Below are 26,621 nucleotides of genomic sequence, written 5' to 3'. Positions count from 1 at the left end.
CGAGGGACACTGTCATGCGCCCGAGAATACGCCTGCCGCGTGCGCGCTGCGCATTGGCCGCAGCCGTGGCTGTTCTTCTGTTGCTTGGCCGTTCTGCCGTGCTTGCGCACGATGCGCCCCAGGGGTGGACCTATCCCTTCGTCTGCTGTTCCGGCTACGACTGCCGCGAAGTGCCCAAGAAGGAGATCAGCGAGCGGCCTCAGGGGTATGTCATCGAGAGAACCGGTGAAGTGGTGAGCTACGGGGATCCGCGCATCCACGATTCTCCGGACGGCGAGTATCACTGGTGCTCGGTGGCGGGCGCCGACGACACGCGCACCATCTGCCTGTTCGTGCCGCCCAGGTCGTTTTGATCCGATTTGCGCGTTCTATGCCTGCGCTGTCGAGAACATCGAAGTGTCGGTGGGGAAGGGCGCCAGATCAAGGTTCAACCTTGCAGTCGTTCGAAGGCGTGAAACTGTGAGATTGCGCGGCTTCAAGCCTCCACCGTTCCGTTTTTCGCCGTATTTCATGCTACAAGGCCGAACAGGGCTTTGGGCGATGCGCGTTGCGCTCGCGAATACGGAGAGGGATTTTTCCATGAAGAAGACTGTCTTGTGCGTGCTGGTCGGCAGCATGCTTGTCGCCGCCTGCACGACCGATCCCTATACGGGCCAGCAGAAGGTCTCCAATGCCGCTGCCGGCGCCGGCATCGGAGCGCTGGCTGGCGCCGGCCTCGGCCTGCTCGCCGGCGGCAACGATCGCCGCAATGCCCTGATCGGAGCTGGTGTCGGCGCCCTCGCGGGCGGTCTCGCCGGCGGCTACATGGACCGGCAGGAAGCAGAACTGCGCGCCCAGCTCCAGGGCACGGGCGTCAGCGTCACGCGCGCCGGCGACCAGATCATCCTGAACATGCCGTCGAACATCACCTTCAATACCGACCAGGATGCGGTGAAGGCGAACTTCTATCCGACCCTGAACTCGGTGGCGCTGGTGCTGAAGAAGTTCAACCAGACGACCGTCGACGTTTTCGGCCACACCGACTCGACAGGCGACGACAACTACAATTTCGACCTGTCGCAGCGCCGTGCGCTTTCGGTGGCGAACTATCTCAGCGCCCAGAACGTCGATTCGCGCCGCTTTGCCGTCACCGGCTTCGGCGAAACGCGGCCGATCGCATCGAATGGCACGCCGGAAGGCCGCGCTCAGAACCGTCGCGTCGAGATCCAGCTGTCGCCGCTCACCTGAGCGGCGAACGCCTTCTGAAATACGAAACGGCCCCGAATTTCGGGGCCGTTTCTTTTTGAAGTGAACTTTTCAGACGTTGGTCGCGATCAGCATGAAGGCCGGCATGTCGTCGCCGAAGCCGACGATGCGATCGTCTTCCTCGTCTTCGCGATTGCGATTGCCTCGGCGGCTGCGATCGTCCCGCCGCGGCTTGTCTTCATGGTCTGGGCGCGACTTGCGTTCGGCATTACCGTTGCGGATCGCATCCTTGCGCGCCCGGCGCTCGTCGATATCGGAGATGACGTTGTCGGCGACCGGCTCGACCTCGGCAGCCTGCTGGGCCGGCGCTTCCTCGCGATGAGGCTTGCGATCGCGCTCGCGGCCATGACGTTCCTTGCCGCCACGGCGCGAGTGGCCGCGGCCATGGCGTGGGGCCTCGTCGTCGCCTTCGCTCGCGACCACCGTCGACAGGTCGCCGTCGTGCCATTCGATCTTCTGGCCGATCAGCTTTTCGATGGCGTCGACATATTTGGTATCGGAGCGGGTGGCGATGGTGAACGACTTGCCCGAACGTCCGGCGCGGCCGGTGCGGCCGATGCGGTGGACATAGTCCTCCGAATGGATCGGCACGTCGTAGTTGAAGACGTGGCTGACGTCGGGAATGTCGAGACCGCGCGCGGCCACGTCGGACGCCACCAGCAGCTGCAGCTTGCCGTCGCGGAAGTTGGACAGCATCGTCATGCGTGCCCGCTGGTCCATGTCGCCATGCAGCGCGCCCGCATTGAAGTCGTGCTTGACCAGCGAACGGAAAAGCTCGGAAACGTCGACCTTGCGGTTGCAGAAGATGATTGCGTTCTTGATCTCGTCGCCCTCGGCGCGGATCAGGCGGCGCAGCGTCTCGCGCTTGTCCCAGGGCTTCGGCCCGGATTTGGCAAGCCGCTGGGTGACGGTCGACGCCGTCGTAGCCGCCTTCGCCACCTCGACGCGCACGGGTGCGTGCAGGAACTGCTCGGTGAGCTTGGTGATCTCCGGCGGCATGGTCGCCGAAAAGAACAGCGTTTGGCGGGTGAACGGGATCAGTTTGCAGATGCGCTCGATGTCGGGGATGAAGCCCATGTCGAGCATGCGGTCGGCTTCGTCGATGACCAGGATCTCGACGCCGGTCAGCAGCAGCTTGCCGCGCTCGAAATGGTCGAGCAGGCGGCCAGGCGTCGCGATCAGCACGTCGGCGCCGCGCTCGAGCTTCTTTTCCTGCTCGTCAAAGGACACGCCGCCGATCAGCAGCGCGATGTTGAGGCGGTGGTTCTTGCCGTATTTGACGAAGTTCTCTTCGACCTGCGCTGCGAGTTCGCGCGTCGGCTCGAGGATCAGCGTGCGCGGCATGCGGGCGCGGGCGCGGCCCTTTTCGAGGCGCGTCAGCATCGGCAGCACGAAGGATGCCGTCTTGCCGGTACCGGTCTGGGCGATGCCGAGGACATCCTTGCCCTGCAGCGCATGCGGAATGGCGCCGGCCTGGATCGGCGTAGGCTGCGTATAGCCCGCGTCGGAGACTGCAGAAAGAACCTTCGGCGAAAGGCCGAGGTCTGCGAAGGTCAACGCTTCTGGAGCGGTCTGAGTGTCTTCGGACAAGTTTGTTGGCTGTCTTTGCTCGTTCAAGGGCGCGGCAGTTTCACCGCGACAGGCGCAAACCGCCTGCGATATGCCGCAACGCGATAGGCGTAAGTATGCGATTTGTCAACTCAAACTGGCACAATGGCGCGCGGTTGCAGCCATCTACTTGTTGGCACTGCGATTATCTCAGTATCTGAACTGCTCGGCGAGGATGCGCTCGCTCCACGAATGCCCCGGATCGAACAGCAACGTTGCCGTGTGGGTCGCAGATTCCTGCACCTTGACCGAGACCACCGACTTCACCTCGGTATGGTCGGCCACCGCGTTCACGGGCCGCTTCCTTTCCTCGAGTATGTCGAAGCGGACCACTGCGGTCTTGGGCAGCAGCGCGCCGCGCCAGCGACGCGGGCGGAACGGGCTGACGGGGGTGAGGGCCAGCAGCGGGGCGTCGAGCGGCAGTATCGGGCCGTGCGCCGAAAGATTGTAGGCTGTGGACCCGGCCGGTGTAGCCACCATCACGCCGTCGCAGATCAATTCCTCGAGCCGCACCTTGTCGTCGACCGCGATGCGCAGACGGGCGGCCTGGTAGGATTGGCGGAGCAGCGAGACCTCGTTGATGGCGAGCGCGTGCATGGTGGCGCCTGTGTCGTCGACGGTCTCCATCTCGAGCGGCCGAATGGTCTCGGCGACCGCCGCTGCCAGGCGCTCGGGGAGGGAGTCCTCGGAATACTCGTTCATCAGGAAGCCGACGGTGCCACGGTTCATGCCGTAGACGCGTTTGCCCGTGCTCATGGTCTCGCGCAGCGTCTGCAGCAGGAAGCCGTCGCCGCCGAGGGCCACGACGATGTCGGCATCCCCGGTGGGAATTTGGCCGTAGCGCCTGCTCAGCCGTTTGGCCGCGCCGTCGGCCTCGGGTGTGCCCGACGATGCGAACGAGAATGTCAGCGACTTGGCGTCCATAGCTTTCCTGCCGGCGGTCCCGATGTCGGTCGCCGGCAACGGCGTAGCATGTGCCTCGACGTGAAGCAAAGGCCCGCCGGAGCTTCAGCCGCCGGCTGCGCGGATGATGCCGCACATGCCGTTGCGCACCACATCCTTGGTGGTCACCTGGCCCGGCTGGATGTTGAACACGGCATTGACCACGGTGCCGCCGCCCTGGCTCCGGGCAACCACGCGCAGCGTCTGCAGGCGGCCGCTGCCTGAGGTGTCCTGATAGGCGTCGATCGCCCCGAGTTCCTTGTTCACCTTGATGCCGGAAAATCCTTCGGCCGCCACGGCCTGGGCCAGGCGCTTCAGCGCGACGTCGGGCCTTAGCTTGGCAAACGACTGCGAGCTCTTGTAGCTCATGGCAGTCACCAGCGGCACGCCGCTGACCTTGAAGTTCTTCTCGCAGGTCCGGGCGCTGGCTGCCGTTGCTCCCGCAACAACGACGAACGACGCAATCACGCATTGCCTGAGCATATTCTCTCCTCTTGCTTGCCGTCGCCCCGCAAGCGGGGCGCCAGGTCTCGCAAGGGCTAGACGGCTAAGGTATGCAAGTCCAGCGTGTGGTTGCTAATATTGCCACCAAACCGCGCAGCGGTCAGGAGTGATCTTTGTCATCCTGTACCGAACAGGTGCCGCAGATAGAAGGCAAGCGCGATGAAGCCGGCGATGATGCCGATCCCGATCCAGTCGATTCGCGCCTGCCGAACCTGTCGGTACAGCTTGAGCAGGAGCAGCCAGGCGACGACTGCCACCACGGCCAGGATCACGAATCTGAACATGCCTACCTCCCGCCGAGCCATGCTCGTTGCAAGGAGATGATGTAGGAACCGGTTGCGTCTGGTTTTAGTGGCAGGCGCAGCTGCACCGGCGAATGGCCATGGCGGCACCGAAATGTTCTTTACTGCGCCGCGAAATATGCTAACCGGAGCGCGTTGCCCTTGTAGCTCAGCTGGTAGAGCAGCGGTTTTGTAAACCGAAGGTCGCGGGTTCGATCCCTGCCGGGGGCACCATTTCCCGCCGAATTGATTTCCTCGCCTCCCGCTGTGTCCGCGTCCGCGCAGTTCATCCATTCCAGAGGGCGGCAATCCGGGGATCGGGGTCGATCTGGCCCGTCAGCGCGAAATATTTGTAGAGCACCAGCAGCGACAGAAGTTTTTCGCGCGGCGCGTCGGCGAACTGCGCCACATAGGCGTTCGCATTGCGGATGATCTCGCGCGCCTCCGCCGGATGCTTCTCATAGTGCATGATCTTGTCCTCGAGATCGGCGAAATCGTCGCGCAATTGGACAAAGTGCAGCCCGGCGATGAGGCGCCCTTCCATGAACCAGGTCTCGTAGACCGACAGCGGCATCAAGCAAAGCGACTGGCTCGCCATGATCCACTTGAGGTTGGTGGCCACGTCGTTGCCTTCGATCGAGATGATGTAGCGGTACTTCAGCTGTTCGGCGGGCGACAGGAAGGGCTTGTTCGTGTGGTCGACAACTTTCCGCGTTGTCCGGCCGATGTCGCAGAGGGGGTGGTTGTGGTAGCGCTGGACGAGCGCCACGCGTTTCGGGTTTCGCCCGCCGCCTCTCCACACAGCCATCGGCTTCTTGTGGTCGAAGTCGGTCCCGTCGTCGAAAAGCTGATAGTGCCGGAACTTGTTCAGCTTCATCACCACGGAATGCTCGTTGGCGTCCGAGATGGGCCGGCTTTTGACGATGGAAGGCAGGCCGGGAATGTGAACGATGTCCCCAAAGAGGTGCTCGATCCGCAAGTGACGCGGGAAATAGCGGGCATGCTCCTTGAGGTCGTAATAGTACCTGCTCTTGGCCCTGGGGATGCCGGCAACCGTCGAGCCGTCGGCCGGCGTCTGATAGAGGCGCGACAGCTTGTTGTAGTAGTTCAATCGCTCTGCGATCCGATCGGCTCCGTGGCGATCGATGCCCTCCAGCACGCGTTGCAGGTTCCGCCGGAACAGGGCCTGCGGTGCGATATCGCGCGCAACGTTGTGCGCATAGTAGTGGACACGCTGTACCGCTCGCTTGATGGCCGACATCGATGATCCAGTCGTCTTGCCGTTCGGATGCCCGGACACTATTCCGCCGCCTCGGCCCTGGCTGAGGCATCCTGGCAGACGTTGCACCATTCGGCGCCGACCAGCCTGGCCAAGCGTTCGACGCCGATCCTGACGGCGGCATTGGTTGCACCCGCGGCCGGAACGACTTCGTCGTAGGCGCGCAGCGACATGTCGCAGTAGACGGGCAGCGGCGAGGGCAGGCCGAATGGGCAGACCCCGCCGATCGGATGGCTGGTGAGTTCCACCACCTGGTCGGCCTCCAGCATGCGCGCCTTGCCGCCGAAGGCCTCGCGGAACTTGCGGTTGTCGATCCGGGCGTTTCCTCCCGCGACGACGAGCAGGACCTTGTCGCCCACGCGCAGGCAGATGGTCTTGGCGATCTGGCCGGTCTCGACGCCATGTGCTTCGGCAGCCAGCGCGACCGTCGCCGAGCTCGTCGGCGTTTCGACGACTTCGATTTCGGGCGCGTGTTCGGCGAAGAAGGCTTTGACGGACTGAAGGCTCATGATCTTCCTGTCTCGACACCTGTGTGAATTGTCCCTGACTTCCGACGTTGACCGCGTGGAGTCAAGCGAGGCGGCCGACAGTTGCCCACGATGCCGGGCGTTGCAGGAATTTTGCTGGGCACATGAACCTTTTCTCCTCTGCCGGCGACTGATCGGCATGAGGCGAGTGGATCGCCTTTCAGATCAACCAGAGGAGAGCGTCATGTCGTTCAAGAGCAAGATGATTTCGGGTCTCATCGCCGCCACTGTCACGATCACCGGCCTGGCCGGCACCGTCCAGCAGTCGTCCGCCGGCAGCCTGACCAAGGCGGAGGCCGCAGCCCTCGCCGGCGTCGGTGGCTTCATCGCCGGAGCCATGATCGCCGGAGGCCGACCGTCGGGGCCCTACTACGATGCCTACTACCCGGCCGATCCGTACGACTCGCACGTCCAGCGCTGCTTCGCACGCTATCGCAGCTACGATCCGCGCACCGACACCTATGTCGGCTACGACGGCAGGCTTCGCTACTGCCGCCTCTAGCGAGCGAGGCCACGTGATGGGAGGAGTTCTCGGCACTCCTCCCGGTGCCCTTCAGCCCGCCGCCTGCTGGCCTTCGCCCTGGCCGCCGATCATGCGTGTCAGCTCGGCGGCCGCCTCACGCACGAGCGGACCGATCTCCCGGACCTTTTCCGGCGTCACCCGAACCGTGGGACCTGAGACGGAGACGCCCCCGATCGGCTCGCCGAACTCGTTGAAGACGGGGGCCGCCACGCAACGCATTCCGGGATAACGTTCCTCGTCATCCACCGACCAGCCGCGCGCCCGGATCTGCTCGAGGTCACGGGCGAGGGCCGCCGATTCCGACAGCGTCCTCTCCGTATAGGCGGCAAGCCCGGCCTTGCGCACGATGGCATTGACGCGGTCGCGATCGAGATGGGCGAGAACGGCCTTGCCGATGCCCGAAGCGTGGAAAGGGCTGCGCGTGCCGGGCCGGAAGAAGGCCCGGATCGCCTGGTGGGTCTCGACCTGGCTCACGAACACGACGCAGTCGTCCTCGGCGACGCCGAGATTTGCCGTTTCCCCGGTCTTCTCCATGAGTTCCTGCATGACGACGCGGGCCCGGTCGACCAGCTTGCGCCGGCGCAGGAAGGCAGAGCCCATGCGATAGGTCTCGACGCCGATGGACCAGAGCTGTTCGCTGCTGTCGAACTCGACCATGCCGTGGTTCTGCAGGGTCGTGAGCATGCGATAGGCGGTCGAGGCGGCGAGTTCGGAAGCAGCCGAGATCTCGCTGAGTGACAGCCCGTCGCCTTGTGCGACGATGGCGAGGATGCGCAGCGCCCGGTCGAGCGATTGCACCGAACCCGCATCGGGCGAGGGCTGGAACGCACGCGGTCTGCCGCGCTGACGCTTTTCGACGGTTGCCATCTCGCTCTCCGGTTACGGCAATGTTCTAAAAAACTTTTCCATCAAAAATGGAAATGGCGCAACGAAAAATGAAAAATGCAGCAAAATCAATATATAGGACCTAAATGACAAAAATGAAAAAATATTCTGAAAAAATTGCAAAATGGACGATGCGATGACACCATCCGGTCACGTTGAAATTTCACGACCGATGGAGGTGTGCAAAATGGCCAGGATGCGCGCAGTCGACGCAGCAGTCCTCGTTCTGGAGAAGGAAGGCATTTCCTGTGCCTTCGGTGTCCCGGGTGCGGCGATCAATCCATTTTATTCCGCGCTCAAGGCGCGCGGTTCCATCCGCCATGTGCTTGCCCGTCACGTCGAGGGCGCGTCGCACATGGCCGAGGGCTATACGCGTACCAAGGCGGGCAATATCGGCCTGTGTATCGGAACGTCAGGTCCCGCCGGTACCGACATGATCACCGGCCTCTACTCGGCTTCGGCTGACTCGATCCCAATCCTCTGCATCACCGGCCAGGCGCCGCGCGCCCGGCTGAACAAGGAGGATTTCCAGGCCGTCGACATCGCAGCGATTGCAGCGCCCGTCACCAAGTGGGCGGTTACCGTCATGGAGCCTTACCTGGTTCCGATGGCCCTGCAGAAGGCATTCCATCTGATGCGTTCGGGCCGTCCGGGTCCGGTTCTGGTCGATCTGCCTGTCGACGTTCAGCTGGCCGAGATCGAGTTCGATATCGACGCCTACGAGCCGCTCGCGGTCCACAAGCCGGCGATGACGCGCGCCCAGGCCGAAAAGGCGCTGTCGATGCTGAACGAGGCGGAGAAGCCGCTGATCGTTGCCGGTGGCGGCATCATCAATGCCGATGCGTCGGATCTGCTGATCGAATTCGCCGAGATCACCGGGGTTCCGGTCATCCCGACGCTGATGGGCTGGGGCTCGATCCCCGATGACCATCGCCTGATGGCCGGCATGTGCGGGCTGCAAACCTCGCATCGCTACGGCAACGCCACGATGCTGGCATCGGATTTCGTTCTGGGCATCGGCAACCGCTGGGCCAACCGCCATACCGGTTCGGTCGACAAATACACGGCCGGCCGCAAGTTCATCCACATCGACATCGAGCCGACCCAGATCGGCCGCGTCTTTGCGCCTGACCTCGGCGTGACGTCGGATGCCGGCGCTGCCTTGAAGATGCTGCTCGACGTCGCCACCGAGTGGAAGACGGCCGGCAAGCTGCGCGACTGGTCGGCCTGGGCCAAGGAATGCCAGGGCCGCAAGAAGACCATGAAGCGCAAGACCCACTTCGAGCAGGTGCCGCTCAAGCCGCAGCGCGTCTACGAGGAAATGAACAAGGCTTTCGGCCGCGACACCACCTATGTCACCACCATCGGCCTGTCGCAGATCGCCGGCGCGCAGTTCCTGCACGTCTACAAGCCGCGCAACTGGATCAACTGCGGCCAGGCCGGCCCGCTCGGCTGGACACTGCCGGCAGCGCTCGGCGTCCGCGCCGCCGATCCTGAGCGCGATATCGTCGCGCTGTCGGGCGACTATGACTTCCAGTTCATGATCGAGGAACTGGCCGTCGGCGCCCAGCACAAGCTGCCCTACATCCACGTCGTCGTGAACAACGCCTATCTCGGCCTGATCCGCCAGGCGCAGCGCGGCTTCTCGATGGATTACGAGGTCAGCCTCGCCTTCGAGAACATCAATCGGCCGGAGGGCGCCGAGACCGGCTATGGTGTCGACCATGTCGCGGTTGCAGAGGCCATGGGCTGCAAGGCCATCCGCGTCCGCAAGCCGGAGGAGTTCGCCGATGCCTTCGCCGAGGCCAGGCGCCTTACCAAGGAGCATCAGGTGCCGGTCGTCCTCGAATTCATCCTCGAGCGGGTCACCAACATCTCCATGGGCGTCGAGATCGACAACGTCGTCGAGTTCGAGGAACTTGCCGAGACCAACTCCGACGCGCCCACCGCGATCATGCTGCTCGACTGATTTGAGGGAAGAAGGATGCCCAAGTTTTCAGCCAACCTGTCGATGCTCTTCGGAGAGCACGACTTCCTCGACCGCTTCGATGCCGCGGCTAGCGCCGGTTTCTCCGCGGTCGAGTACATCGCGCCTTACGACCACGCGCCCGACGTCGTTGCCGCGCGCCTCAAGAAGAACGGCCTGACGCAGGCGCTGTTCAACCTGCCGCCCGGAGACTGGGCGGCAGGCGAGCGCGGCATCGCCGTGCTGCCAGATCGCATCCACGAGTTCCGCCAGGGTGTCGACAAGGCGATCACCTATGCGCAGGCCCTGGGCTGCACGCAGGTGAACTGCCTCGCCGGCATCGCGCCTCAGGGCGTCGACCGCGACGCGCTCGAAAACGTCTTCGTCGAGAACCTGCGCTTCGCCGCCGAGAAGCTGAAGGCCGCCGGCATCCGCCTGCTGATCGAGCCGATCAACACGCGCGACATCCCGGGCTTCTTCCTGACCAACACCAAGCAGGCGCTCGCGATCATCGAAAAGGTCGGCTCGGACAATCTCTATCTGCAGTACGACATCTACCACATGCAGGTCATGGAGGGAGATCTCGCCCGCACCATCGAGGCCAATCTTTCCCGCATCGCCCACATCCAGCTGGCCGACAATCCCGGCCGCCACGAGCCGGGTACCGGCGAGATCAACTACCCGTTCCTCTACGCGCACCTCGACCGCATCGGTTACGCCGGCTGGGTCGGCGCCGAGTACAAGCCCAAGGCCGGCACCGTCGAAGGCTTGGGATGGTTTTCGGGCTTTGCCCGCAAAGGCAGCGCTGCCGCCTGATCGAGATTGGAAGGACAAGAAAATGGAAAAGATCGGATTTGTCGGCCTCGGCATCATGGGCGCCCCGATGGCGGGGCATCTCTTGGATGCCGGCTATGACGTCTATGCCAGCGACCACCGCGGCGCACTGCCCGAGGCGCTCGTCGCCAAGGGCCTGAAGACGGTGACCGGGCATGGCCCGCTGGCCGAAGTTGCGGACATCGTCATCACCATGGTGCCCGACACGCCGCAGGTGGCGGACGTGCTGTTCGGCGAAGACAGCATCGCGTCCGGGCTTTCCAAGGGCAAGCTCGTCATCGACATGAGCTCGATCTCGCCGATCGAGACCAAGGAGTTCGCCAGGAAGATCAACGAGCTCGGCTGCGAGTATCTCGATGCGCCGGTCTCCGGCGGCGAGGTCGGCGCCAAGGCGGCGTCGCTCACCATCATGGTCGGCGGCACCGAGAAGGCCTTCGAGCGCGCCAAGCCTGTGTTCGAGAAGATGGGCAAGAACATCACGCTCGTCGGTCCCAACGGCGTCGGCCAGACCACCAAGGTGGCAAACCAGATCGTCGTGGCGCTCACCATCGAGGCGGTGGCCGAGGCGCTGGTCTTCGCTTCCAAGGCGGGAGCCGATCCGGCCAAGGTGCGCCAGGCCCTGATGGGCGGGCTCGCGGCCTCGCGCATCCTCGAAGTGCATGGCGAGCGCATGGTCAAGCGCACCTTCGCGCCCGGCTTCCGCATCGAACTGCACCAGAAGGACCTCAACCTAGCGCTGCAGGGCGCCAAGGCGCTCGGCGTCTCGCTGCCCAATACGTCGATGACGCAGGAACTGTTCAATTCCTGCGCCGCGAATGGCGGGGCCAAGGAGGATCATTCCGCCCTGGTGCGCGCACTCGAGCGCATGGCCAATTTCGAGGTCGGCGGCTCGGCCGAGACGGCCAAGAGCGAAGCGGCATAGGCAGGGAAGGGCGCGGCGCAAGTTCCCAACGCCGCGGCTTTCTCATCACTATCGACGAACGGGCATCTGCGGCGCCGCAGGAGCCCGTTCAGCGATTGCCGGCTTGCGGCGCATCAGTCCTTGCCGAGCGCCTTCCAGCTCGCACCCGCATCGGCGCTGACGACGATGGCCTTTCCGCCGGTGACGGCGACGAGGCGGTCCTTGTTCTTGTGGTCGGCGGCGAGGTGGAGAATGTAGCCCGCGGCGTCGGGGCCTTGCCCGATCGTTTCGAAATTCGGAGCCGCTTCCGTCGCACGCAGCACGCCCCGCCCCGGCGCAAAGGCGAAGATCGTTCCGTCGCTGGTCAGGTCGACGGTCGTCACCGGAACGTCGGAGATCAGCGCCTGCCAGCTCTTGGCGCCGTCGCGGCTGACCATGAGGCCGGCTTCGGTCCCCGCGTAGACCGTCTCGGGGTCTGTGGGCGAGACGGCGAGATCGATCAGGCCGCCCGGTGCGGCTCCGGTCACCGTCCACGTCGCGCCGCCGTCGCGGCTCGTCTGCATGTTGCCATAGGAACCGTAGAAGACATTGGCGTCCGTCGGGCTGACGGCGAGCTGGTGGAAATCCACCGGCCCCTCGGCGCCGGGCGATACCTGCGTCCACGTCTTGCCCGAATCCGTCGACTTGATGAAGCCGAGATTGCCGCCGGTCCGCGGGTGGCCGCTGGCGAAGAGCACCGTGGCATCGGTCGGATGCGGGCTGAAGCCCATGAAGTCGTCCTGGAGGTCCGAGACCGGCGTGACGGTGCCGTCGGCCGCCGCGCGCATCAGCCCGTGGTGCGTCGCGACCAGCACGCTCGACGGATCGCCGCGGTCGAACGACAGGCCGTGGATATGCGTGCTTCCGGCAAGATCGGCGACGCTGGCGCTCTGGGCCAGGGCCGGAAAGGCTGCGCCCAGGGCCAGGAGGCCGGAAAAAAGGGTAACGATGGTGGGGCGATGCGCCATGAAGAAGTCTCCTTTACGGCGCGCGAGACTACCGCTTCCAGCGGGCGGAAGGTCAAGGCGAGCGGAAAGGCCTCGATGTGTCGGTTCGCCGCGGAGCGGCGATTGTTGCGGACGGGGCCGTGAGCGTCAGCGAAGCCAGAGCCGCGCCGCGTAGAGCGACACCGCCGCCGCGTTCGACACGTTGAGGGAGCGGATGGCGCCGGGCATGTCGAGGCGGGCGAGGGAGGTGACCGTCTCGCGCGTCTTCTGGCGCAGGCCCTTGCCTTCCGCGCCGAGCACCAGCGCCACCTTCTTCGAGGCAAAGGTCTTTTCGAGCTCCGCCGGCCCTTCCGAATCGAGGCCGATGGTCTGGAACCCGGCCTCGTGCAATTCGCCGAGGGCCTCGGCGAGGTTGCGCACCTCGATCAGGTCGATGTGTTCGAGCGCGCCGGACGCGGACTTGGCGAGCACGCCGGTCTCGTGCGGGCTGTGGCGCGACGTCGTGATCAGCGCGCCGGCGCCGAAGGCGACCGCCGAGCGCATGATGGCGCCGACATTGTGCGGGTCGGTCACCTGGTCGAGCACCAGCACCAGCGGCGAATCGCCGAGTGCCGACAGGGCCTTGGGCTTCAGCGGCTCGGCCTCGACCAGCACGCCCTGGTGCACGGCCTCCGAGCCGGTGATCTTGTCGATGTCCCTGGGCTCGACGAGTTCGGTCGCGAAGGGCAGGGCTGCGAGGTCGGCGATCTCGAGCCTTTCGGCGGCATTGCGCGTGACCAGCATCCTGCTGATCCTGCGGCGCGGATTGTCGAGTGCCGCGCGCACCGTGTGCAGCCCGTAGAGCCGCACCAGGCCGTCCTCGGCATGTTCGCCCGGCGGTACCTGGCGCTTCGGCCGGAAGGCCGGCGCGCCGCCTGCTTTCTGGTCGCGAAAGGTGCGCCGCAGCTTGGCGTAGTGGCTGTCTTTCGGTGTTCCGGGCTTTTTCGTATCGTTCATAGGCACGCTATAGCGGGCGTGCAGGGCTTTGGATACGGCCCGTTGGCCGGTGCTCCGAATATTGTGCATGAAAACGCCAGCTGCGCGGTTGACAGGCCAAATCCTTGTCGCCATAAGGCCCACGCAGATTTCGGGGCAGGGTGCTTCGCCCGAAACCGGGATCGGTGAAATGCCTCGTTGCATGGCTCCGGCTGCAGTTGGAGAGGTGCCCGAGTGGTTAAAGGGGACGGACTGTAAATCCGTTGGCTTTGCCTACGTTGGTTCGAATCCAACCCTCTCCACCACTGCCGGCCCGAGAGCCATGATTGTGACGCGGGTATAGCTCAATGGTAGAGCAGCAGCCTTCCAAGCTGAATACGCGGGTTCGATTCCCGCTACCCGCTCCAGGCCTCCGCCCTGGCGCGGGATGCCTTTCAATTACATCCGCTTGTCCCTATATGTGCATCCTGCACTGAAAGAGCACCGCCGCTTTTGGCCCCTGGATGACCCGCCGGGCCAAAAGGCGCTTGTCTTTTTCGGGCATTCTCGCTAATCGCCCCGCATCCGACCGGAACCAAGGTCCCGATGCCCAAGGAAAGAGACAATGGCAAAAGGTAAATTCGAGCGTACGAAGCCTCATGTGAACATTGGCACGATTGGTCACGTCGACCATGGCAAGACGTCGCTGACGGCGGCGATCACGAAGTATTTCGGCGAGTTCAAGGCCTACGACCAGATCGACGCGGCCCCTGAAGAGAAGGCGCGCGGCATCACGATCTCGACGGCGCACGTCGAATACGAGACGGCGGCCCGCCACTATGCGCACGTCGACTGCCCCGGCCACGCCGACTACGTCAAGAACATGATCACCGGTGCCGCCCAGATGGACGGCGCGATCCTGGTGGTTTCGGCCGCCGACGGCCCGATGCCGCAGACCCGCGAGCACATCCTGCTCGCCCGTCAGGTCGGCGTTCCGGCCCTGGTGGTGTTCCTCAACAAGGTCGACCTGGTCGACGACGCCGAGCTTCTGGAGCTGGTCGAGCTCGAGGTTCGCGAGCTGCTGTCGAAGTACGAGTTCCCCGGCGACGACATTCCGATGATCAAGGGTTCGGCCGTCGCCGCGCTCAACGATTCGGACAAGAAGATCGGCGAAGACGCGGTGCGCGAGCTGATGGCCGCCGTCGACGCCTACATCCCGACGCCTGAGCGTCCGATCGACAAGCCGTTCCTGATGCCGATCGAGGACGTGTTCTCGATCTCGGGCCGCGGCACGGTGGTGACCGGCCGCGTCGAGCGCGGCATCGTCAAGGTCGGCGAGGAACTCGAGATCGTCGGCATCCGTCCGACGGCGAAGACGACCTGCACGGGCGTCGAGATGTTCCGCAAGCTGCTCGACCAGGGCCAGGCCGGCGACAACATCGGCGCGCTGCTGCGCGGCGTCGATCGCGAGGGCGTCGAGCGCGGCCAGGTCCTGGCCAAGCCGGGCACCGTCAAGCCGCACAAGAAGTTCAAGGCCGAGGCCTACATCCTGACCAAGGAAGAGGGTGGCCGTCACACGCCGTTCTTCACCAACTACCGTCCGCAGTTCTACTTCCGCACCACGGACGTGACCGGCATCGTGACGCTGCCGGAAGGCACCGAGATGGTGATGCCGGGCGACAACATCACGGTCGACGTCGAACTGATCGTGCCGATCGCCATGGAAGAGAAGCTCCGCTTCGCCATCCGTGAAGGCGGCCGCACCGTCGGCGCCGGCATCGTCGCCTCGATCGTCGAGTAATCGACGCTACGTGTAGCGCATCAAGGGCGGCCTTCGGGCCGCCCTTTTTGTTTGTGCCCAGGACCGACGCCCCCCATATCCCATTGGTTCGAACATCGGTGGAGGCGGCGGATGAGCAGAGACGTTCCGAGCTTGTATGAATGGGCGGGTGGGGCCGATGCGCTCAACCGCCTGACGGGCGTGTTTTACGACAAAGTGCGCAGCGATCCGGTGCTCGAGCCGGTCTTTCGCGGCATGTCCACGCAGCACCCGGCGCATGTGGCGGCTTTCATCGGTGAGGTGTTCGGCGGTCCGAAGAGCTACAGCGACAAGCGTGGCGGCCATCCTGCCATGATCAGCCATCATCTCGACAGGCACCTGACCGAGGAACAGCGCCGGCGCTGGATTTCACTCTTGCTCGACGCGGCCGACGAGGTGGGGCTGCCGGACGATCCGGAATTCCGCTCCGCATTCGTGGCGTACATCGAATGGGGAACCCGGCTGGCCAAGTTGAACTCGCAGCCCGGTGCAGTCCGCAACTCGACGAGCCGATGCCGCGATGGGGCTGGGGTGTGCCGGGAGGTCCCTACGAGCCGCCGGCCGGCGCCTGACAGGCGAGCCGCGCCGCTGCGCGCGGCAGGCGGCGACGGCTGCTTCGATGGCCGAGCCATTTGAACTGCTTCGATGGCCGAGCCATTTGAACTGCGGCACGCGTCAAGCGCGGCCCGCACTTTTTTGTTTTGGGGAGGCAAGTCGAAAAGTCGCGTGGTTAGATTGCCAGAAGTCAGGCCGTCGCTAATATAGGCTATATTTACATGTATCGTTGGGGGGCGATGCAATTGGCAAAGCTACTTTGCTCGTCCACCGGACGGCACCGGCTGCTGGCTCTGGCCACGCTTCTTCTTGTGCAATTCATGACTGGGATGGCGGCTGCCGCAAAGAAGGCTGAGCCGGTGATCGGCGACATCGATCAGCCGATGCAATTTGCCATCGTGCGAAGCAACAATTCCGGTTGCGAGCCTATCTGCCCGCAATGGATATGGGCGAGCGGGGCGATCGAGCCCGGTACGCCGGCGGTATTCAAGCGCTTTCTGAAGAAGGTTGGAAAGTTGAAGCTGCCGGTGGTGCTCAGTTCGCCCGGTGGCGACATCGACGCAGCTCTTGCTATGGGCCGCATGATCCGTGAGCGAAATCTGGATACCGGTGTCGGCACCGCATATCTCACCGGCTGTCCCGCCGGCGAACGGGATTGCTTTGCAAAGCAGAAACAGGCTGGGGTCTATTTCGGCGTCATCATCGCAAACAATGTGTATTGCAATTCGGCTTGCCCGTTGGTTCTCGCGGGCGGGGTCCGGCGCTTCGCCAGCGGCTGGGCTTATGTTGGCGTTCATCAAATTACGACCACGTACACGAGGGAGCGAATATTCTATCGTGAGAAGTACAAGATCGTCCGCGGCAAGAAGCGTGTGACGGAGAAGAAGATCGTTGGTCGCAAGACCCTTGGCAGCTACCAGTCGACAAAGCTTCCCAAGGCGACGGAGAGAAAGGTGCAGGCCTATCTCAAGGAGATGGGAATTGCCCGGTCTTATCTGGCAACAGCCCAGGGGACACCGGCCGCCGACGTGCGAAAGCTTGATCAGTCGGAAATGCTTGGCATGAACCTGGTCACCGGCGATGCTTCCGTCGGCGAGCTCGCACGCGGGGGCCTGTGCGATGCGCTCCCGCTGGCGGGCAACTGCGTAGATATTTCGGGCAGAGGCGGTGCCGCCGAGGCTGTTTCATATTTGCCGCGACCAGCAACTGGCCAGACGTCCGAGCCAATGCGTTTCATCGTCGTTCAAGCCGACAAATCCGGATGCGATGCCCGTTGCCCAGAATGGATATCAGCGGAAGGTAGGGTCGACGACAAGACTCCCGCGCTGCTCGACGAGACATTGAAGAGCCTCGGCGGACGGAAGTTGCCGCTGGTGGTCTCTTCAACTGGCGGCAATTTGGATGCCGCGCTCCGGCTCGGTCGAGCGATACGCAAGAGCGGTTTGGTCGTCGTTGTCGGTCGGACGGATGTTGTCGATTGCGGATCGGATGGACGAGGCTGCGCGAGCAAGCCCGCCGGAAACGCCCGCTACCGGGGTGGGGCGAGTTCGCGCAGCGCCGTCTGCACGGCGGAGTGCACGATCCTCCTTGCAAGTGGCATTCAGCGCCTTGCAGGGCAATTTTCTGCCATCGGCTGGAAGGGGGTTCCGACGGCTGAGCAGATCGAAACTCACTTCAAGGAGATGGGTGTCAATCCGAGGTTCCTCTCGGAAGGGCCATGGGAGCTTCTGGACGAGCGCGGACAGTGGCGACTGTTCAGGATGAATCTTCTCACCGCGACACTCGGGGTCGAGGCCGTCGTCGAGGGCCGGGAATGCAAAGGTCAGCCGGCGCCCAACTTGTGCTACACCCCGCCGACCTGACTTTCAGGCTCCATCGCCGTCCATGCCCGAAGCGCGTCGAATTTCAGGCGTCGTCACGCCGCAATCGAATTGCAGGGTGCAGGGCAGGAGGAGGCACGCCATGCTGATCGCGCATCTGCCGGCGGGCTACATCATCGGATCGTTCTTCCGAAACAAAGTGCCGCAGGCGCGCGGCGCAATGCTATCGGCGCTGGTGGGCAGCGTGGCGCCCGACTTCGACATCGTCTTCTGGCTCGTCGATGGCGGCGGTGTCCACCATCGTACCTATCCGACACACTGGCCGCTGTTCTGGGCGATGATCGCCGGGGTCGTCGTGCCGCTGACTGCGCTGGCGGTTCCACGCTGGAAGGCTGCGGCAACAGTCTTCTTCCTTGCCGTTCTGTCCCACATGATTCTCGATTCCGTGACGGCGCCGATGCATTGGCTGATGCCGTTCGACGAGAGGGCGGTGGAACTCGTACCCGTCCCGGCCGCCTATCCACACTGGATCCTCAGTTTCGTCCTGCATTGGACCTTTGCGCTGGAGATCGGCATCTGCGCTATGGCGGCAGCGATTGCTGCGAGAAATTTCAGACGGCGCAAGCCTCTCGGACGCGGCATTTGATTTGTCATTGAAATTTGTGCAGGCACACAAGGCACATGAGCGGGCAGGGGCAGGGCCGGCGACGCTGCCACCGCGCAGCCTCGCCCTGTGAATGTTCACAACATGCCGCAAAGCGCTCTTTACAGACGCCGTGGAAATCCTTAGGAAGCCGGTGCTGCGCAATTGATGCGTGGCGCAATGCACGGGCATAGCTCAGTTGGTAGAGCGGCGGTCTCCAAAACCGCAGGTCGTAGGTTCGAGCCCTGCTGCCCGTGCCAGTCTTGCCAGAATTCGCTGGTTCAGGCATAGGAGACTTTCTATAGCTGGGACGGGACGACTGGATGGTCCCGATGCAGCGTTCAATCGTAGAGATGGTTCCTGCCACTTGCGTGGATCGAGAATCGGCTCTATGTAGGCGAAACAGACACGCGGCGCGTGGGGCTGGGAATCCGGCTTTACGCGTCCGAAATGCATGGGCGGAATGTTTGCGCCGATTCGGTGTGAAAATCTCGGTCCTGTTACATCTCCCGGTCACGGGATCATCCAGAAGTCCGGTTTACGGACGTTGAAAGCAGAGCGGCTCATGGCGAAAACCAACCCCTTCACCTTCCTGCAGCAGGTGAGGTCGGAAACGGCGAAGGTTACTTGGCCCTCGCGGCGCGAGACGATGATCTCCACGGTCATGGTGCTCGGCTTCGCCGCCGTAGCGATGATCTTCTTCTTTGCCGCGGACCAGCTGATGGCGTTTGCCGTCGAGCAGATCCTGGGCATGGGTCGCTAAGACCGCGAATACGGAGAACTTCTGAGATGACTGCGCGCTGGTATATCGTCCACGCTTACTCGAACTTCGAAAAGAAGGTGGCCGAGGACATCGAGCACAAGGCCAAGCAGAAGGGCCTCAGCGACCAGATCGAACAGATCGTGGTGCCGACCGAAAAGGTCGTCGAGGTCCGTCGCGGCCGCAAGGTCGATGCCGAGCGCAAGTTCTTCCCGGGCTACGTGCTGCTCAAGGCCAACCTGACCGACGCGGTGTTCTCGCTCGTGAAGAATACGCCGAAGGTCACTGGTTTCCTTGGTGATTCCAAGCCGGTGCCGATCACCGAGAGCGAGGCGCAGCGGATCCTCAATCAGGTCCAGGAGGGCGTCGAGCGCCCGAAGCCCTCGGTCACGTTCGAGATCGGCGAGCAGGTGCGCGTTTCCGACGGTCCGTTCGCGTCGTTCAACGGCTTCGTCCAGGAAGTGGACGAGGAGCGGGCCCGCCTCAAGGTGGAAGTTTCGATCTTCGGGCGCGCGGTGCCCGTCGATCTGGAATTCGGTCAGGTCGAAAAGGGCTGACCGAACTGTCCGTCGCCTCGTGAGGCGGCGGGCGGCGCCGGGCACATGCCTGGCGCAAGCATGGTGGGAGAGGAAGCGGCTTAGCCGGTCGCCAACATCGCACCACCGAACTGCAACCGCCGAAAACATATCGGCACAACAAAGGCAGGTAAGAGATGGCTAAGAAGATAGCAGGCCAGCTCAAGCTCCAGGTTTCCGCGGGTTCGGCGACGCCGTCGCCCCCGATCGGCCCGGCACTTGGTCAGCGCGGCATCAACATCATGGAATTCTGCAAGGCGTTCAACGCGCAGACCCAGGAACTCGAGAAGGGATCGCCGATCCCGGTCGTGATCACCTATTACCAGGACAAGTCGTTCACCTTCGTCATGAAGACGCCGCCGGTGAGCTACTTCCTGAAGAAGGCCGCCAACCTGAAGTCGGGCTCGAAGGAGCCGGGCAAGGTCAAGGCTGGCCAGATCAGCCGCGACAAGGTGCGCGAAATCGCTCAGGCCAAGATGAAGGACCTGAACGCCAACGACGTCGAAGCGGCCATCAAGATGGTCGAGGGCTCCGCCCGTTCGATGGGCCTGGAAGTGGTGGGCTGAGATCATGGCTAAGATTGCAAAGCGTGTTGCCAAGTCCCGCGAGGGCATCGACCCGAACAAGGCTTACGGCCTGTCCGAAGCACTTGAGCTGCTGAAGGCCCGTTCGACCGTCAAGTTCGACGAGACCGTCGAAGTCGCCATGAATCTCGGCGTCGACCCGCGCCATGCCGACCAGATGGTCCGCGGCGTGGTCAACCTGCCGAACGGCACGGGCCGTACCGTCCGCGTCGCCGTGTTCGCCAAGGATGCCAAGGCTGACGAAGCCCGCGCAGCCGGCGCCGACATCGTCGGTGCGGAGGACCTGGTCGAGATCGTCCAGAAGGGCGAGATCAACTTCGATCGCTGCATCGCCACCCCGGACATGATGCCGCTGGTCGGCCGTCTCGGTAAGGTCCTCGGCCCGCGCGGCATGATGCCGAACCCGAAGGTGGGCACCGTGACCACCGACGTTGCGGCCGCCGTCAAGGCTTCGAAGGGCGGCGCCGTCGAGTTCCGCGTCGAGAAGGCCGGTATCATCCACGCCGGCGTCGGCAAGGTCTCGTTCGACGTCAAGGCTCTGGAAGAGAACGTCCGCGCCTTCACCGACGCGGTCAACAAGGCCAAGCCTTCGGGCGCCAAGGGCGTGTTCGTCAAGAAGGTGTCCGTCACCTCGACGATGGGCCCGGGCCTCAAGCTCGACCTCACGACGCTCGCCGCGTCCTGATAGGTTGAATTTGGATCGGTCTCCAAAGACTTGATCCAGAAAAGAATTCCGGGCCTCCGGGCCCGGATATCGGAAGTTGGAGACAGCTTCCGAAATCCTGTCCGAGATTGCAGGCGGTCCAGGCGACCCTTGGTCCTTAATTCGAGTGGGCCTGCATGAGACGGGTGAAGACCAGACAAAGGAGCCGTCGGCTCCAATGAAAGGTTCGAACCGTGTTTGCCTTTTGTCTGCGCATCGCGCCGGGCCGCAAGCCCGTCTGGTGTGGCGAAAGGGGGCAGGATCCTCGAGCGCCGTTCGGGTGATCTGGAATTTCTGGATTGCCCGCCCGGCAAAAGGCAACCCGATCCCTGTGTCCGGGAATGGAACAGGGGTCAAACTGGAGATAGGCAGTGGATAGAGCGGAAAAACGCGAGCTCGTCACGGGCCTGAACGACGCCTTCAAGGGCGCCGGCTCAGTCGTCGTGGCCCACTATGCCGGTATCACCGTCGCGCAGATGAACGATCTTCGTGGGAAGATGCGTCAGGCCGGCGGCACCGTCAAAGTCGCGAAGAACCGTCTCGCCAAAATCGCTCTTCAGGGCACGGGTTCCGAAGGCATCATCGATCTGTTCAAGGGACAGACGCTGGTTGCCTATTCGGATGATCCGGTCACTGCGCCCAAGATCGCGTCCGAGTTCGCCAAGGGTAATGACAAGCTTGTCATCCTCGGCGGCGCTATGGGCTCGACCGCGCTCGACGCCGACGGTGTTAAGGCACTCGCCACACTGCCGTCGCTCGACGAGCTGCGCGCAAAGCTGGTTGGAATGATTTCCACGCCGGCTACCCGGATCGCCCAGGTCGTCAACGCGCCGGCAGGTCAGCTTGCCCGCGTCTTTGGCGCTTACGCCCGGAAGGACGAGGCGGCATGAGGCCGTTCCTCGCTGTCATCAACACACGTTCGAACTGATTGAAGGAATAGTAAAATGGCTGATCTCGCAAAGATCGTTGACGACCTGTCGGCCCTGACCGTCCTCGAGGCGGCTGAGCTGTCGAAGCTGCTCGAAGAGAAGTGGGGCGTTTCCGCTGCTGCTCCGGTGGCTGTCGCCGCCGCTGCCGGCGGTGCGGCTGCTGCTGCTCCGGCTGAAGAGAAGACCGAATTCGACGTCATCCTGGCTGCTGCCGGCGACAAGAAGATCGAGGTCATCAAGGAAGTCCGCGCCATCACCGGCCTGGGCCTCAAGGAAGCCAAGGACCTCGTCGAAGGCGCTCCGAAGCCCGTCAAGGAAGGCGTCTCCAAGGCCGACGCCGAGAAGCTCAAGGCTCAGCTGGAAGCAGCTGGCGCCAAGATCGAGCTCAAGTAAGCACGGTTTCGGTGGGCGGCCTCGTTGCCGCCCACCGGCTCCCGTGTTCGGGGGGTGAGAGGAAACCTATTTCCTGAGGGCCGGTTTGCGGCTTTCAGGAAACGGGTTTTCGCCCGTTTTGGATAGGCCGCCGAGGCGGCTCGTATGCAAGGTGAGCAGTAGCGAAGCTCACCCCAAGAAGGCAGCAAGGAGCGACGATGGCCCAGACCCAGACTTTCAATGGCCGCAGACGCGTACGCAAGTTCTTCGGAAAGATCCCCGAAGTTGCGGAGATGCCGAACCTGATCGAGGTTCAGAAGGCATCCTATGACCAGTTCCTGATGGTGGACGAGCCCAAGGGCGGCCGTCCGGACGAAGGGCTGCAGGCCGTTTTCAAGTCGGTCTTCCCGATTTCCGATTTCTCCGGCGCGTCGATGCTGGAGTTCGTGAAGTATGAATTCGAGGCACCGAAATTCGACGTCGACGAGTGCCGTCAGCGCGATCTCACCTTCGCCGCGCCGCTGAAGGTGACGCTGCGCCTGATCGTGTTCGATATCGACGAGGATACCGGTTCGAAGTCGATCAAGGACATCAAGGAGCAGGACGTCTACATGGGCGACATGCCGCTCATGACGTCGAACGGCACCTTCATCGTCAACGGCACCGAGCGCGTCATCGTCTCCCAGATGCACCGTTCGCCGGGCGTGTTCTTCGATCACGACAAGGGCAAGTCGCACTCGTCGGGCAAGCTGCTGTTTGCGGCCCGCGTCATCCCCTATCGCGGCTCCTGGCTCGACATCGAGTTCGATTCGAAGGACATCGTCCACGCCCGCATCGACCGCCGCCGCAAGATCCCGGTGTCGTCGCTGCTGATGGCGCTCGGCATGGACGGCGAAGAGATCCTGTCGACCTTCTACAACAAGATCACTTACAAGAAGTCTGGCGACCACTGGCGCATTCCGTTCTCGGTCGACCGGTTCCGCGGCCTGAAGGCCGTTGGCGACCTGGTTGACGCCGACACCGGCGAAATCGTCGTCGAGGCCGGCAAGAAGATCACCGCCCGCCAGGCCAAACAGCTTGCCGAGAAGGGCCTCAAGGCCATCAAGGCGACCGATGACGACCTCTTCGGCAGCTACCTCGCCGAGGACATCGTCAACTACGCCACCGGCGAGATCTATCTCGAAGCCGGCGACGAGATCGACGAGAAGACGCTGAAGGTGCTGCTCTCGGCCGGCGAGGAAGAGATCAACATCCTCGACATCGACCATATCAACGTCGGCGGCTATATCCGCAACACGCTGGCGGTCGACAAGAACGAGAGCCGTCAGGACGCGCTGTTCGACATCTACCGCGTCATGCGCCCGGGCGAGCCGCCCACGCTCGAAACCGCCGAAGCGATGTTCAACTCGCTGTTCTTCGACGCCGAGCGTTACGACCTGTCGGCCGTCGGTCGCGTCAAGATGAACATGCGTCTCGAACTCGACGCCGCCGACACCGTGCGCGTGCTGCGCAAGGACGACATCCTGGCCGTGGTCAGGACGCTGGTCGAGCTGCGCGACGGCAAGGGCGAGATCGACGACATCGACAACCTCGGCAACCGCCGCGTCCGTTCGGTCGGCGAGCTGATGGAAAATCAGTACCGCGTCGGCCTGCTCCGCATGGAGCGCGCGATCAAGGAGCGCATGTCCTCGATCGAGATCGATACGGTCATGCCGCAGGATCTGATCAACGCCAAGCCCGCGGCTGCCGCGGTGCGCGAGTTTTTCGGTTCCTCGCAGCTGTCGCAGTTCATGGACCAGACCAACCCGCTGTCGGAGATCACCCACAAGCGTCGTCTCTCGGCGCTTGGACCTGGCGGTCTGACGCGCGAGCGCGCCGGCTTCGAGGTCCGCGACGTTCACCCGACGCACTACGGCCGTATCTGCCCGATCGAGACGCCGGAAGGCCCGAACATCGGCCTGATCAACTCGCTGGCCACCTTCGCGCGCGTCAACAAGTACGGCTTCATCGAGAGCCCGTATCGCAAGATCGTGGACGGCAAGCTGACCAACGAGGTCGTCTATCTTTCGGCCATGGAAGAAGCCAAGCACTTCGTTGCCCAGGCCAACGCCGAGCTCGACGCCAACGGCCACTTCGTCGACGAATTCGTCATTTGCCGTAACGCTGGCGAAGTGATGATGGCGCCGCGCGAAAACGTCGACCTGATGGACGTTTCGCCGAAGCAGATGGTGTCGGTCGCAGCCGCGCTGATCCCGTTCCTGGAAAACGACGACGCCAACCGCGCTCTGATGGGCTCGAACATGCAGCGTCAGGCCGTGCCGCTGGTGCGCGCCGAGGCTCCGTTCGTCGGCACCGGCATGGAGCCGATCGTCGCCCGTGACTCGGGCGCTGCGATCGGTGCACGCCGCGGCGGTATCGTCGACCAGGTCGACGCGACCCGTATCGTCATCCGCGCCACGGAAGATCTCGAGGCGGGCAAGTCCGGCGTCGACATCTACCGCCTGATGAAGTTCCAGCGCTCGAACCAGAACACCTGCATCAACCAGCGTCCGCTGGTGCGCATGGGTGACCGGGTCAACAAGGGCGACATCATCGCCGACGGTCCGTCGACCGATCTCGGCGATCTGGCCCTCGGCCGCAACGTGCTCGTCGCGTTCATGCCGTGGAACGGCTACAACTACGAGGACTCGATCCTGCTCTCCGAGCGCATCGTGGCCGACGACGTCTTCACCTCGATCCACATCGAGGAGTTCGAGGTCATGGCCCGCGACACCAAGCTCGGACCGGAGGAGATCACGCGCGACATTCCGAACGTTTCGGAAGAAGCGCTGAAGAACCTCGACGAAGCCGGTATCGTCTACATCGGCGCCGAAGTTCAGCCGGGCGACATCCTGGTCGGCAAGATCACGCCGAAGGGCGAAAGCCCGATGACGCCGGAAGAGAAGCTTCTGCGCGCCATCTTCGGCGAAAAGGCGTCCGACGTCCGTGACACCTCCATGCGTATGCCGCCCGGAACCTACGGCACCGTCGTCGAAGTGCGCGTCTTCAACCGCCACGGCGTGGAGAAGGATGAGCGCGCCATGGCGATCGAGCGCGAGGAGATCGAGCGTCTCGCCAAGGACCGCGACGACGAGCAGGCCATCCTCGACCGCAACGTCTACAGCCGCCTGAGCGACATGCTCATCGGCAAGGACGCGATTGCCGGACCGAAGGGCTTCAAGAAGGGCTCGACGCTCGCCAAGGAGACGCTGGACGACTATCCGCGTTCGCAGTGGTGGCAGTTCGCCGTCGAAGACGAGAAGATGCAGGGCGAGCTTGAAGCTCTGCGCGGCCAGTACGACGACTCCAAGAAGCAGCTCGAGCAGCGCTTCATGGACAAGGTCGAGAAGGTGCAGCGCGGCGACGAGATGCCGCCCGGCGTCATGAAGATGGTCAAGGTCTTCGTCGCGGTGAAGCGCAAGATGCAGCCCGGCGACAAGATGGCCGGCCGTCACGGCAACAAGGGTGTCGTGTCGCGCATCGTTCCGGTCGAGGACATGCCGTTCCTCGAAGACGGCACGCATGCCGACATCGTGCTCAACCCGCTGGGCGTGCCTTCGCGCATGAACGTCGGTCAGATCCTCGAAACCCATCTTGGCTGGGCTTGCGCCGGCATGGGCAGGAAGATCGGTGAGCTCATCGAGGCGTACAAGCAGAGCGGCGACATCAAGCCGCTGCGCCAGACGATCGAGAGCATCATCCCCGACAACGACCGCAACGAGCCGGTCCGCGACTACGACGACGAGTCCATCGTTCGCCTCGGCGATCAGATGAAGCGCGGCGTCTCCATCGCGACCCCGGTGTTCGACGGTGCGCACGAGGCCAACATCAACGAGATGCTGACCCAGGCGGGCCTGCACACCTCGGGCCAGTCGCAGCTGTACGACGGACGTACGGGCGAGCCGTTCGACCGCAAGGTGACCATGGGCTACATCTACATGCTCAAGCTTCACCACCTGGTCGACGACAAGATCCACGCCCGTTCGATCGGCCCGTACTCGCTCGTCACCCAGCAGCCGCTGGGCGGCAAGGCGCAGTTCGGCGGTCAGCGCTTCGGCGAAATGGAGGTCTGGGCGCTCGAAGCCTACGGCGCGGCCTACACGCTGCAGGAGATGCTGACGGTGAAGTCGGACGACGTCGCCGGCCGCACCAAGGTCTACGAGGCGATCGTCCGTGGCGACGACACCTTCGAGGCCGGCATCCCCGAGAGCTTCAACGTTCTCGTCAAGGAAATGCGCTCGCTGGGCCTCAATGTCGAATTGGAGAACACCAAGGTCGACGAGACTCAGCACCGGCTGCCCGACGCGGCCGAGTAAGCACTAGAGGCGCGCCGCGGGTTTTGCCCGCGGCGGCGCCGCAGGACATGATCCCGAAGAGAGCTTCGGTC

At 63.5% G+C, this 26,621-nt stretch carries 26 protein-coding genes and 4 tRNA genes; 21 read left to right on the top strand and 9 right to left on the bottom strand.

Annotated features, from left to right (window positions below; translation table 11 throughout):
* Positions 1 to 14 precede the first annotated feature (14 nt).
* The gene (locus J2X50_RS11725; RefSeq protein WP_429094974.1) at positions 15 to 353 is read left to right on the top strand and encodes a hypothetical protein; all 339 of its coding nucleotides are present in this window, start codon (positions 15 to 17) and stop codon (positions 351 to 353) included.
* A 226-nt stretch (positions 354 to 579) separates the two neighbouring features.
* A complete protein-coding gene (locus J2X50_RS11720) occupies positions 580 to 1,227 on the top strand; it encodes an OmpA family protein (protein WP_429094972.1) in 648 nt (215 codons plus the stop codon).
* Positions 1,228 to 1,296: 69 nt separating this feature from the next.
* Here the strand turns inward: J2X50_RS11720 and J2X50_RS11715 are convergent, their stop codons facing one another.
* The 4 genes from J2X50_RS11715 to J2X50_RS11700 form a co-directional block, all read right to left on the bottom strand.
* On the bottom strand, positions 1,297 to 2,835 hold the full coding sequence (locus J2X50_RS11715; protein ID WP_429094970.1) for a DEAD/DEAH box helicase: 1,539 nt from the start codon (positions 2,833 to 2,835) through the stop codon (positions 1,297 to 1,299).
* 168 nt (positions 2,836 to 3,003) lie between these two features.
* Complete coding sequence (locus J2X50_RS11710; protein WP_429094968.1) at positions 3,004 to 3,777, bottom strand: NAD kinase; 774 nt, start codon at positions 3,775 to 3,777, stop codon at positions 3,004 to 3,006.
* 84 nt (positions 3,778 to 3,861) lie between these two features.
* Complete coding sequence (locus tag J2X50_RS11705; RefSeq protein WP_429094966.1) at positions 3,862 to 4,278, bottom strand: hypothetical protein; 417 nt, start codon at positions 4,276 to 4,278, stop codon at positions 3,862 to 3,864.
* Positions 4,279 to 4,415: 137 nt separating this feature from the next.
* Positions 4,416 to 4,583, bottom strand: coding sequence for a hypothetical protein (locus J2X50_RS11700; RefSeq protein ID WP_429094964.1), 168 nt, complete (start codon positions 4,581 to 4,583; stop codon positions 4,416 to 4,418).
* 155 nt (positions 4,584 to 4,738) lie between these two features.
* Here J2X50_RS11700 and J2X50_RS11695 point away from each other — a divergent pair.
* Positions 4,739 to 4,814: transfer RNA gene (locus tag J2X50_RS11695), tRNA-Thr, on the top strand.
* Positions 4,815 to 4,866: 52 nt separating this feature from the next.
* On the opposite strand, the gene J2X50_RS11690 is transcribed toward J2X50_RS11695, so the two are convergent.
* Together J2X50_RS11690 and J2X50_RS11685 are read right to left on the bottom strand one after the other, a co-directional pair.
* Positions 4,867 to 5,841 (bottom strand): glycosyl transferase family 90, encoded by a 975-nt coding sequence (locus J2X50_RS11690; RefSeq protein WP_429094962.1) that lies wholly within the window; start codon positions 5,839 to 5,841, stop codon positions 4,867 to 4,869.
* Positions 5,842 to 5,879: 38 nt separating this feature from the next.
* Complete coding sequence (locus tag J2X50_RS11685) at positions 5,880 to 6,368, bottom strand: YbaK/EbsC family protein (RefSeq protein WP_429094960.1); 489 nt, start codon at positions 6,366 to 6,368, stop codon at positions 5,880 to 5,882.
* 202 nt (positions 6,369 to 6,570) lie between these two features.
* Here J2X50_RS11685 and J2X50_RS11680 point away from each other — a divergent pair, with 202 nt between their 5' ends.
* On the top strand, positions 6,571 to 6,888 hold the full coding sequence (locus tag J2X50_RS11680) for a BA14K family protein (RefSeq protein WP_429094958.1): 318 nt from the start codon (positions 6,571 to 6,573) through the stop codon (positions 6,886 to 6,888).
* Positions 6,889 to 6,939: 51 nt separating this feature from the next.
* Here J2X50_RS11680 and bhcR read toward each other — a convergent pair whose 3' ends face one another.
* A complete protein-coding gene (bhcR, locus tag J2X50_RS11675; RefSeq protein WP_429094956.1) occupies positions 6,940 to 7,776 on the bottom strand; it encodes an HTH-type transcriptional regulator BhcR in 837 nt (278 codons plus the stop codon).
* Positions 7,777 to 7,981: 205 nt separating this feature from the next.
* On the opposite strand from bhcR, the gene gcl reads away from it, so the two are divergent.
* Genes gcl through J2X50_RS11660 form a run of 3 tightly spaced genes read left to right on the top strand, consistent with a single transcriptional unit; the run spans position 7,982 to position 11,516 of the window.
* Positions 7,982 to 9,763 (top strand): glyoxylate carboligase, encoded by a 1,782-nt coding sequence (gene gcl / locus J2X50_RS11670; RefSeq protein ID WP_429094954.1) that lies wholly within the window; start codon positions 7,982 to 7,984, stop codon positions 9,761 to 9,763.
* A gap of 15 nt (positions 9,764 to 9,778) precedes the next feature.
* Positions 9,779 to 10,576 carry a hydroxypyruvate isomerase gene (gene hyi / locus J2X50_RS11665; protein ID WP_429094952.1) on the top strand — a complete coding sequence of 266 codons (798 nt, stop codon included), beginning with the start codon at positions 9,779 to 9,781 and terminating at the stop codon, positions 10,574 to 10,576.
* Between the two features lie 22 nt (positions 10,577 to 10,598).
* Complete coding sequence (locus J2X50_RS11660; protein ID WP_429094951.1) at positions 10,599 to 11,516, top strand: 2-hydroxy-3-oxopropionate reductase; 918 nt, start codon at positions 10,599 to 10,601, stop codon at positions 11,514 to 11,516.
* Positions 11,517 to 11,629: 113 nt separating this feature from the next.
* Here J2X50_RS11660 and J2X50_RS11655 read toward each other — a convergent pair whose 3' ends face one another.
* A complete protein-coding gene (locus J2X50_RS11655) occupies positions 11,630 to 12,502 on the bottom strand; it encodes a F510_1955 family glycosylhydrolase (RefSeq protein WP_429094949.1) in 873 nt (290 codons plus the stop codon).
* A gap of 126 nt (positions 12,503 to 12,628) precedes the next feature.
* On the bottom strand, positions 12,629 to 13,477 hold the full coding sequence (gene rlmB / locus J2X50_RS11650) for a 23S rRNA (guanosine(2251)-2'-O)-methyltransferase RlmB (RefSeq protein WP_429094947.1): 849 nt from the start codon (positions 13,475 to 13,477) through the stop codon (positions 12,629 to 12,631).
* A 199-nt stretch (positions 13,478 to 13,676) separates the two neighbouring features.
* Here rlmB and J2X50_RS11645 point away from each other — a divergent pair.
* The 14 genes from J2X50_RS11645 (at position 13,677) to rpoB (ending at position 26,550) form a co-directional block, all read left to right on the top strand.
* Positions 13,677 to 13,761 (top strand) — tRNA-Tyr (locus J2X50_RS11645).
* A 28-nt stretch (positions 13,762 to 13,789) separates the two neighbouring features.
* Positions 13,790 to 13,863, top strand: a tRNA-Gly gene (locus tag J2X50_RS11640).
* A 197-nt stretch (positions 13,864 to 14,060) separates the two neighbouring features.
* The gene (gene tuf, locus J2X50_RS11635; protein ID WP_429094922.1) at positions 14,061 to 15,236 is read left to right on the top strand and encodes an elongation factor Tu; all 1,176 of its coding nucleotides are present in this window, start codon (positions 14,061 to 14,063) and stop codon (positions 15,234 to 15,236) included.
* A gap of 111 nt (positions 15,237 to 15,347) precedes the next feature.
* Complete coding sequence (locus tag J2X50_RS11630) at positions 15,348 to 15,890, top strand: group II truncated hemoglobin (protein WP_429094946.1); 543 nt, start codon at positions 15,348 to 15,350, stop codon at positions 15,888 to 15,890.
* A gap of 164 nt (positions 15,891 to 16,054) precedes the next feature.
* Entirely contained in the window at positions 16,055 to 17,671 is a 1,617-nt protein-coding gene (locus tag J2X50_RS11625; protein ID WP_429094944.1) for a hypothetical protein, read from the top strand.
* Positions 17,672 to 17,771: 100 nt separating this feature from the next.
* Positions 17,772 to 18,275, top strand: a complete 504-nt coding sequence (locus tag J2X50_RS11620) for a metal-dependent hydrolase (RefSeq protein WP_429094942.1) — start codon at positions 17,772 to 17,774, stop codon at positions 18,273 to 18,275.
* Positions 18,276 to 18,456: 181 nt separating this feature from the next.
* Positions 18,457 to 18,532: transfer RNA gene (locus J2X50_RS11615), tRNA-Trp, on the top strand.
* 305 nt (positions 18,533 to 18,837) lie between these two features.
* Positions 18,838 to 19,035, top strand: coding sequence for a preprotein translocase subunit SecE (gene secE, locus J2X50_RS11610; RefSeq protein WP_429094940.1), 198 nt, complete (start codon positions 18,838 to 18,840; stop codon positions 19,033 to 19,035).
* A 26-nt stretch (positions 19,036 to 19,061) separates the two neighbouring features.
* Entirely contained in the window at positions 19,062 to 19,589 is a 528-nt protein-coding gene (gene nusG / locus J2X50_RS11605; protein ID WP_340041855.1) for a transcription termination/antitermination protein NusG, read from the top strand.
* Between the two features lie 155 nt (positions 19,590 to 19,744).
* On the top strand, positions 19,745 to 20,173 hold the full coding sequence (gene rplK, locus J2X50_RS11600; RefSeq protein WP_340041852.1) for a 50S ribosomal protein L11: 429 nt from the start codon (positions 19,745 to 19,747) through the stop codon (positions 20,171 to 20,173).
* 4 nt (positions 20,174 to 20,177) lie between these two features.
* Positions 20,178 to 20,876 carry a 50S ribosomal protein L1 gene (gene rplA, locus J2X50_RS11595; RefSeq protein WP_347966243.1) on the top strand — a complete coding sequence of 233 codons (699 nt, stop codon included), beginning with the start codon at positions 20,178 to 20,180 and terminating at the stop codon, positions 20,874 to 20,876.
* 389 nt (positions 20,877 to 21,265) lie between these two features.
* On the top strand, positions 21,266 to 21,784 hold the full coding sequence (gene rplJ, locus J2X50_RS11590; protein ID WP_429094937.1) for a 50S ribosomal protein L10: 519 nt from the start codon (positions 21,266 to 21,268) through the stop codon (positions 21,782 to 21,784).
* A 54-nt stretch (positions 21,785 to 21,838) separates the two neighbouring features.
* Positions 21,839 to 22,216, top strand: coding sequence for a 50S ribosomal protein L7/L12 (rplL, locus tag J2X50_RS11585; protein WP_340041846.1), 378 nt, complete (start codon positions 21,839 to 21,841; stop codon positions 22,214 to 22,216).
* Between the two features lie 197 nt (positions 22,217 to 22,413).
* Positions 22,414 to 26,550 (top strand): DNA-directed RNA polymerase subunit beta, encoded by a 4,137-nt coding sequence (rpoB, locus tag J2X50_RS11580; protein WP_429094935.1) that lies wholly within the window; start codon positions 22,414 to 22,416, stop codon positions 26,548 to 26,550.
* The last annotated feature ends 71 nt before the right edge of the window (positions 26,551 to 26,621 follow it).

This window comes from Aminobacter sp. BE322 (assembly GCF_050433525.1).
Taxonomy (GTDB): Bacteria; Pseudomonadota; Alphaproteobacteria; order Rhizobiales; family Rhizobiaceae; genus Aminobacter.
Note: the sequence above shows the minus strand (reverse complement) of the source record. Positions and strands in the feature narration are given on the sequence as shown.

What these genes read in the sequence shown, in the direction of transcription:
- J2X50_RS11725 (WP_429094974.1), top strand. Translation starts at nt 15, where the DNA reads ATGCGCCCGAGAATACGCCTGCCGCGTGCGCGCTGCGCATTGGCCGCA.
- J2X50_RS11720 (WP_429094972.1), top strand. Translation starts at nt 580, where the DNA reads ATGAAGAAGACTGTCTTGTGCGTGCTGGTCGGCAGCATGCTTGTCGCC.
- J2X50_RS11710 (WP_429094968.1), bottom strand. Translation starts at nt 3,777, where the DNA reads ATGGACGCCAAGTCGCTGACATTCTCGTTCGCATCGTCGGGCACACCC.
- J2X50_RS11705 (WP_429094966.1), bottom strand. Translation starts at nt 4,278, where the DNA reads ATGCTCAGGCAATGCGTGATTGCGTCGTTCGTCGTTGTTGCGGGAGCA.
- J2X50_RS11700 (WP_429094964.1), bottom strand. Translation starts at nt 4,583, where the DNA reads ATGTTCAGATTCGTGATCCTGGCCGTGGTGGCAGTCGTCGCCTGGCTG.
- J2X50_RS11690 (WP_429094962.1), bottom strand. Translation starts at nt 5,841, where the DNA reads ATGTCGGCCATCAAGCGAGCGGTACAGCGTGTCCACTACTATGCGCAC.
- J2X50_RS11685 (WP_429094960.1), bottom strand. Translation starts at nt 6,368, where the DNA reads ATGAGCCTTCAGTCCGTCAAAGCCTTCTTCGCCGAACACGCGCCCGAA.
- J2X50_RS11680 (WP_429094958.1), top strand. Translation starts at nt 6,571, where the DNA reads ATGTCGTTCAAGAGCAAGATGATTTCGGGTCTCATCGCCGCCACTGTC.
- bhcR (WP_429094956.1), bottom strand. Translation starts at nt 7,776, where the DNA reads ATGGCAACCGTCGAAAAGCGTCAGCGCGGCAGACCGCGTGCGTTCCAG.
- gcl (WP_429094954.1), top strand. Translation starts at nt 7,982, where the DNA reads ATGGCCAGGATGCGCGCAGTCGACGCAGCAGTCCTCGTTCTGGAGAAG.
- hyi (WP_429094952.1), top strand. Translation starts at nt 9,779, where the DNA reads ATGCCCAAGTTTTCAGCCAACCTGTCGATGCTCTTCGGAGAGCACGAC.
- J2X50_RS11660 (WP_429094951.1), top strand. Translation starts at nt 10,599, where the DNA reads ATGGAAAAGATCGGATTTGTCGGCCTCGGCATCATGGGCGCCCCGATG.
- J2X50_RS11655 (WP_429094949.1), bottom strand. Translation starts at nt 12,502, where the DNA reads ATGGCGCATCGCCCCACCATCGTTACCCTTTTTTCCGGCCTCCTGGCC.
- rlmB (WP_429094947.1), bottom strand. Translation starts at nt 13,477, where the DNA reads ATGAACGATACGAAAAAGCCCGGAACACCGAAAGACAGCCACTACGCC.
- tuf (WP_429094922.1), top strand. Translation starts at nt 14,061, where the DNA reads ATGGCAAAAGGTAAATTCGAGCGTACGAAGCCTCATGTGAACATTGGC.
- J2X50_RS11630 (WP_429094946.1), top strand. Translation starts at nt 15,348, where the DNA reads ATGAGCAGAGACGTTCCGAGCTTGTATGAATGGGCGGGTGGGGCCGAT.
- J2X50_RS11620 (WP_429094942.1), top strand. Translation starts at nt 17,772, where the DNA reads ATGCTGATCGCGCATCTGCCGGCGGGCTACATCATCGGATCGTTCTTC.
- secE (WP_429094940.1), top strand. Translation starts at nt 18,838, where the DNA reads ATGGCGAAAACCAACCCCTTCACCTTCCTGCAGCAGGTGAGGTCGGAA.
- nusG (WP_340041855.1), top strand. Translation starts at nt 19,062, where the DNA reads ATGACTGCGCGCTGGTATATCGTCCACGCTTACTCGAACTTCGAAAAG.
- rplK (WP_340041852.1), top strand. Translation starts at nt 19,745, where the DNA reads ATGGCTAAGAAGATAGCAGGCCAGCTCAAGCTCCAGGTTTCCGCGGGT.
- rplA (WP_347966243.1), top strand. Translation starts at nt 20,178, where the DNA reads ATGGCTAAGATTGCAAAGCGTGTTGCCAAGTCCCGCGAGGGCATCGAC.
- rplL (WP_340041846.1), top strand. Translation starts at nt 21,839, where the DNA reads ATGGCTGATCTCGCAAAGATCGTTGACGACCTGTCGGCCCTGACCGTC.
- rpoB (WP_429094935.1), top strand. Translation starts at nt 22,414, where the DNA reads ATGGCCCAGACCCAGACTTTCAATGGCCGCAGACGCGTACGCAAGTTC.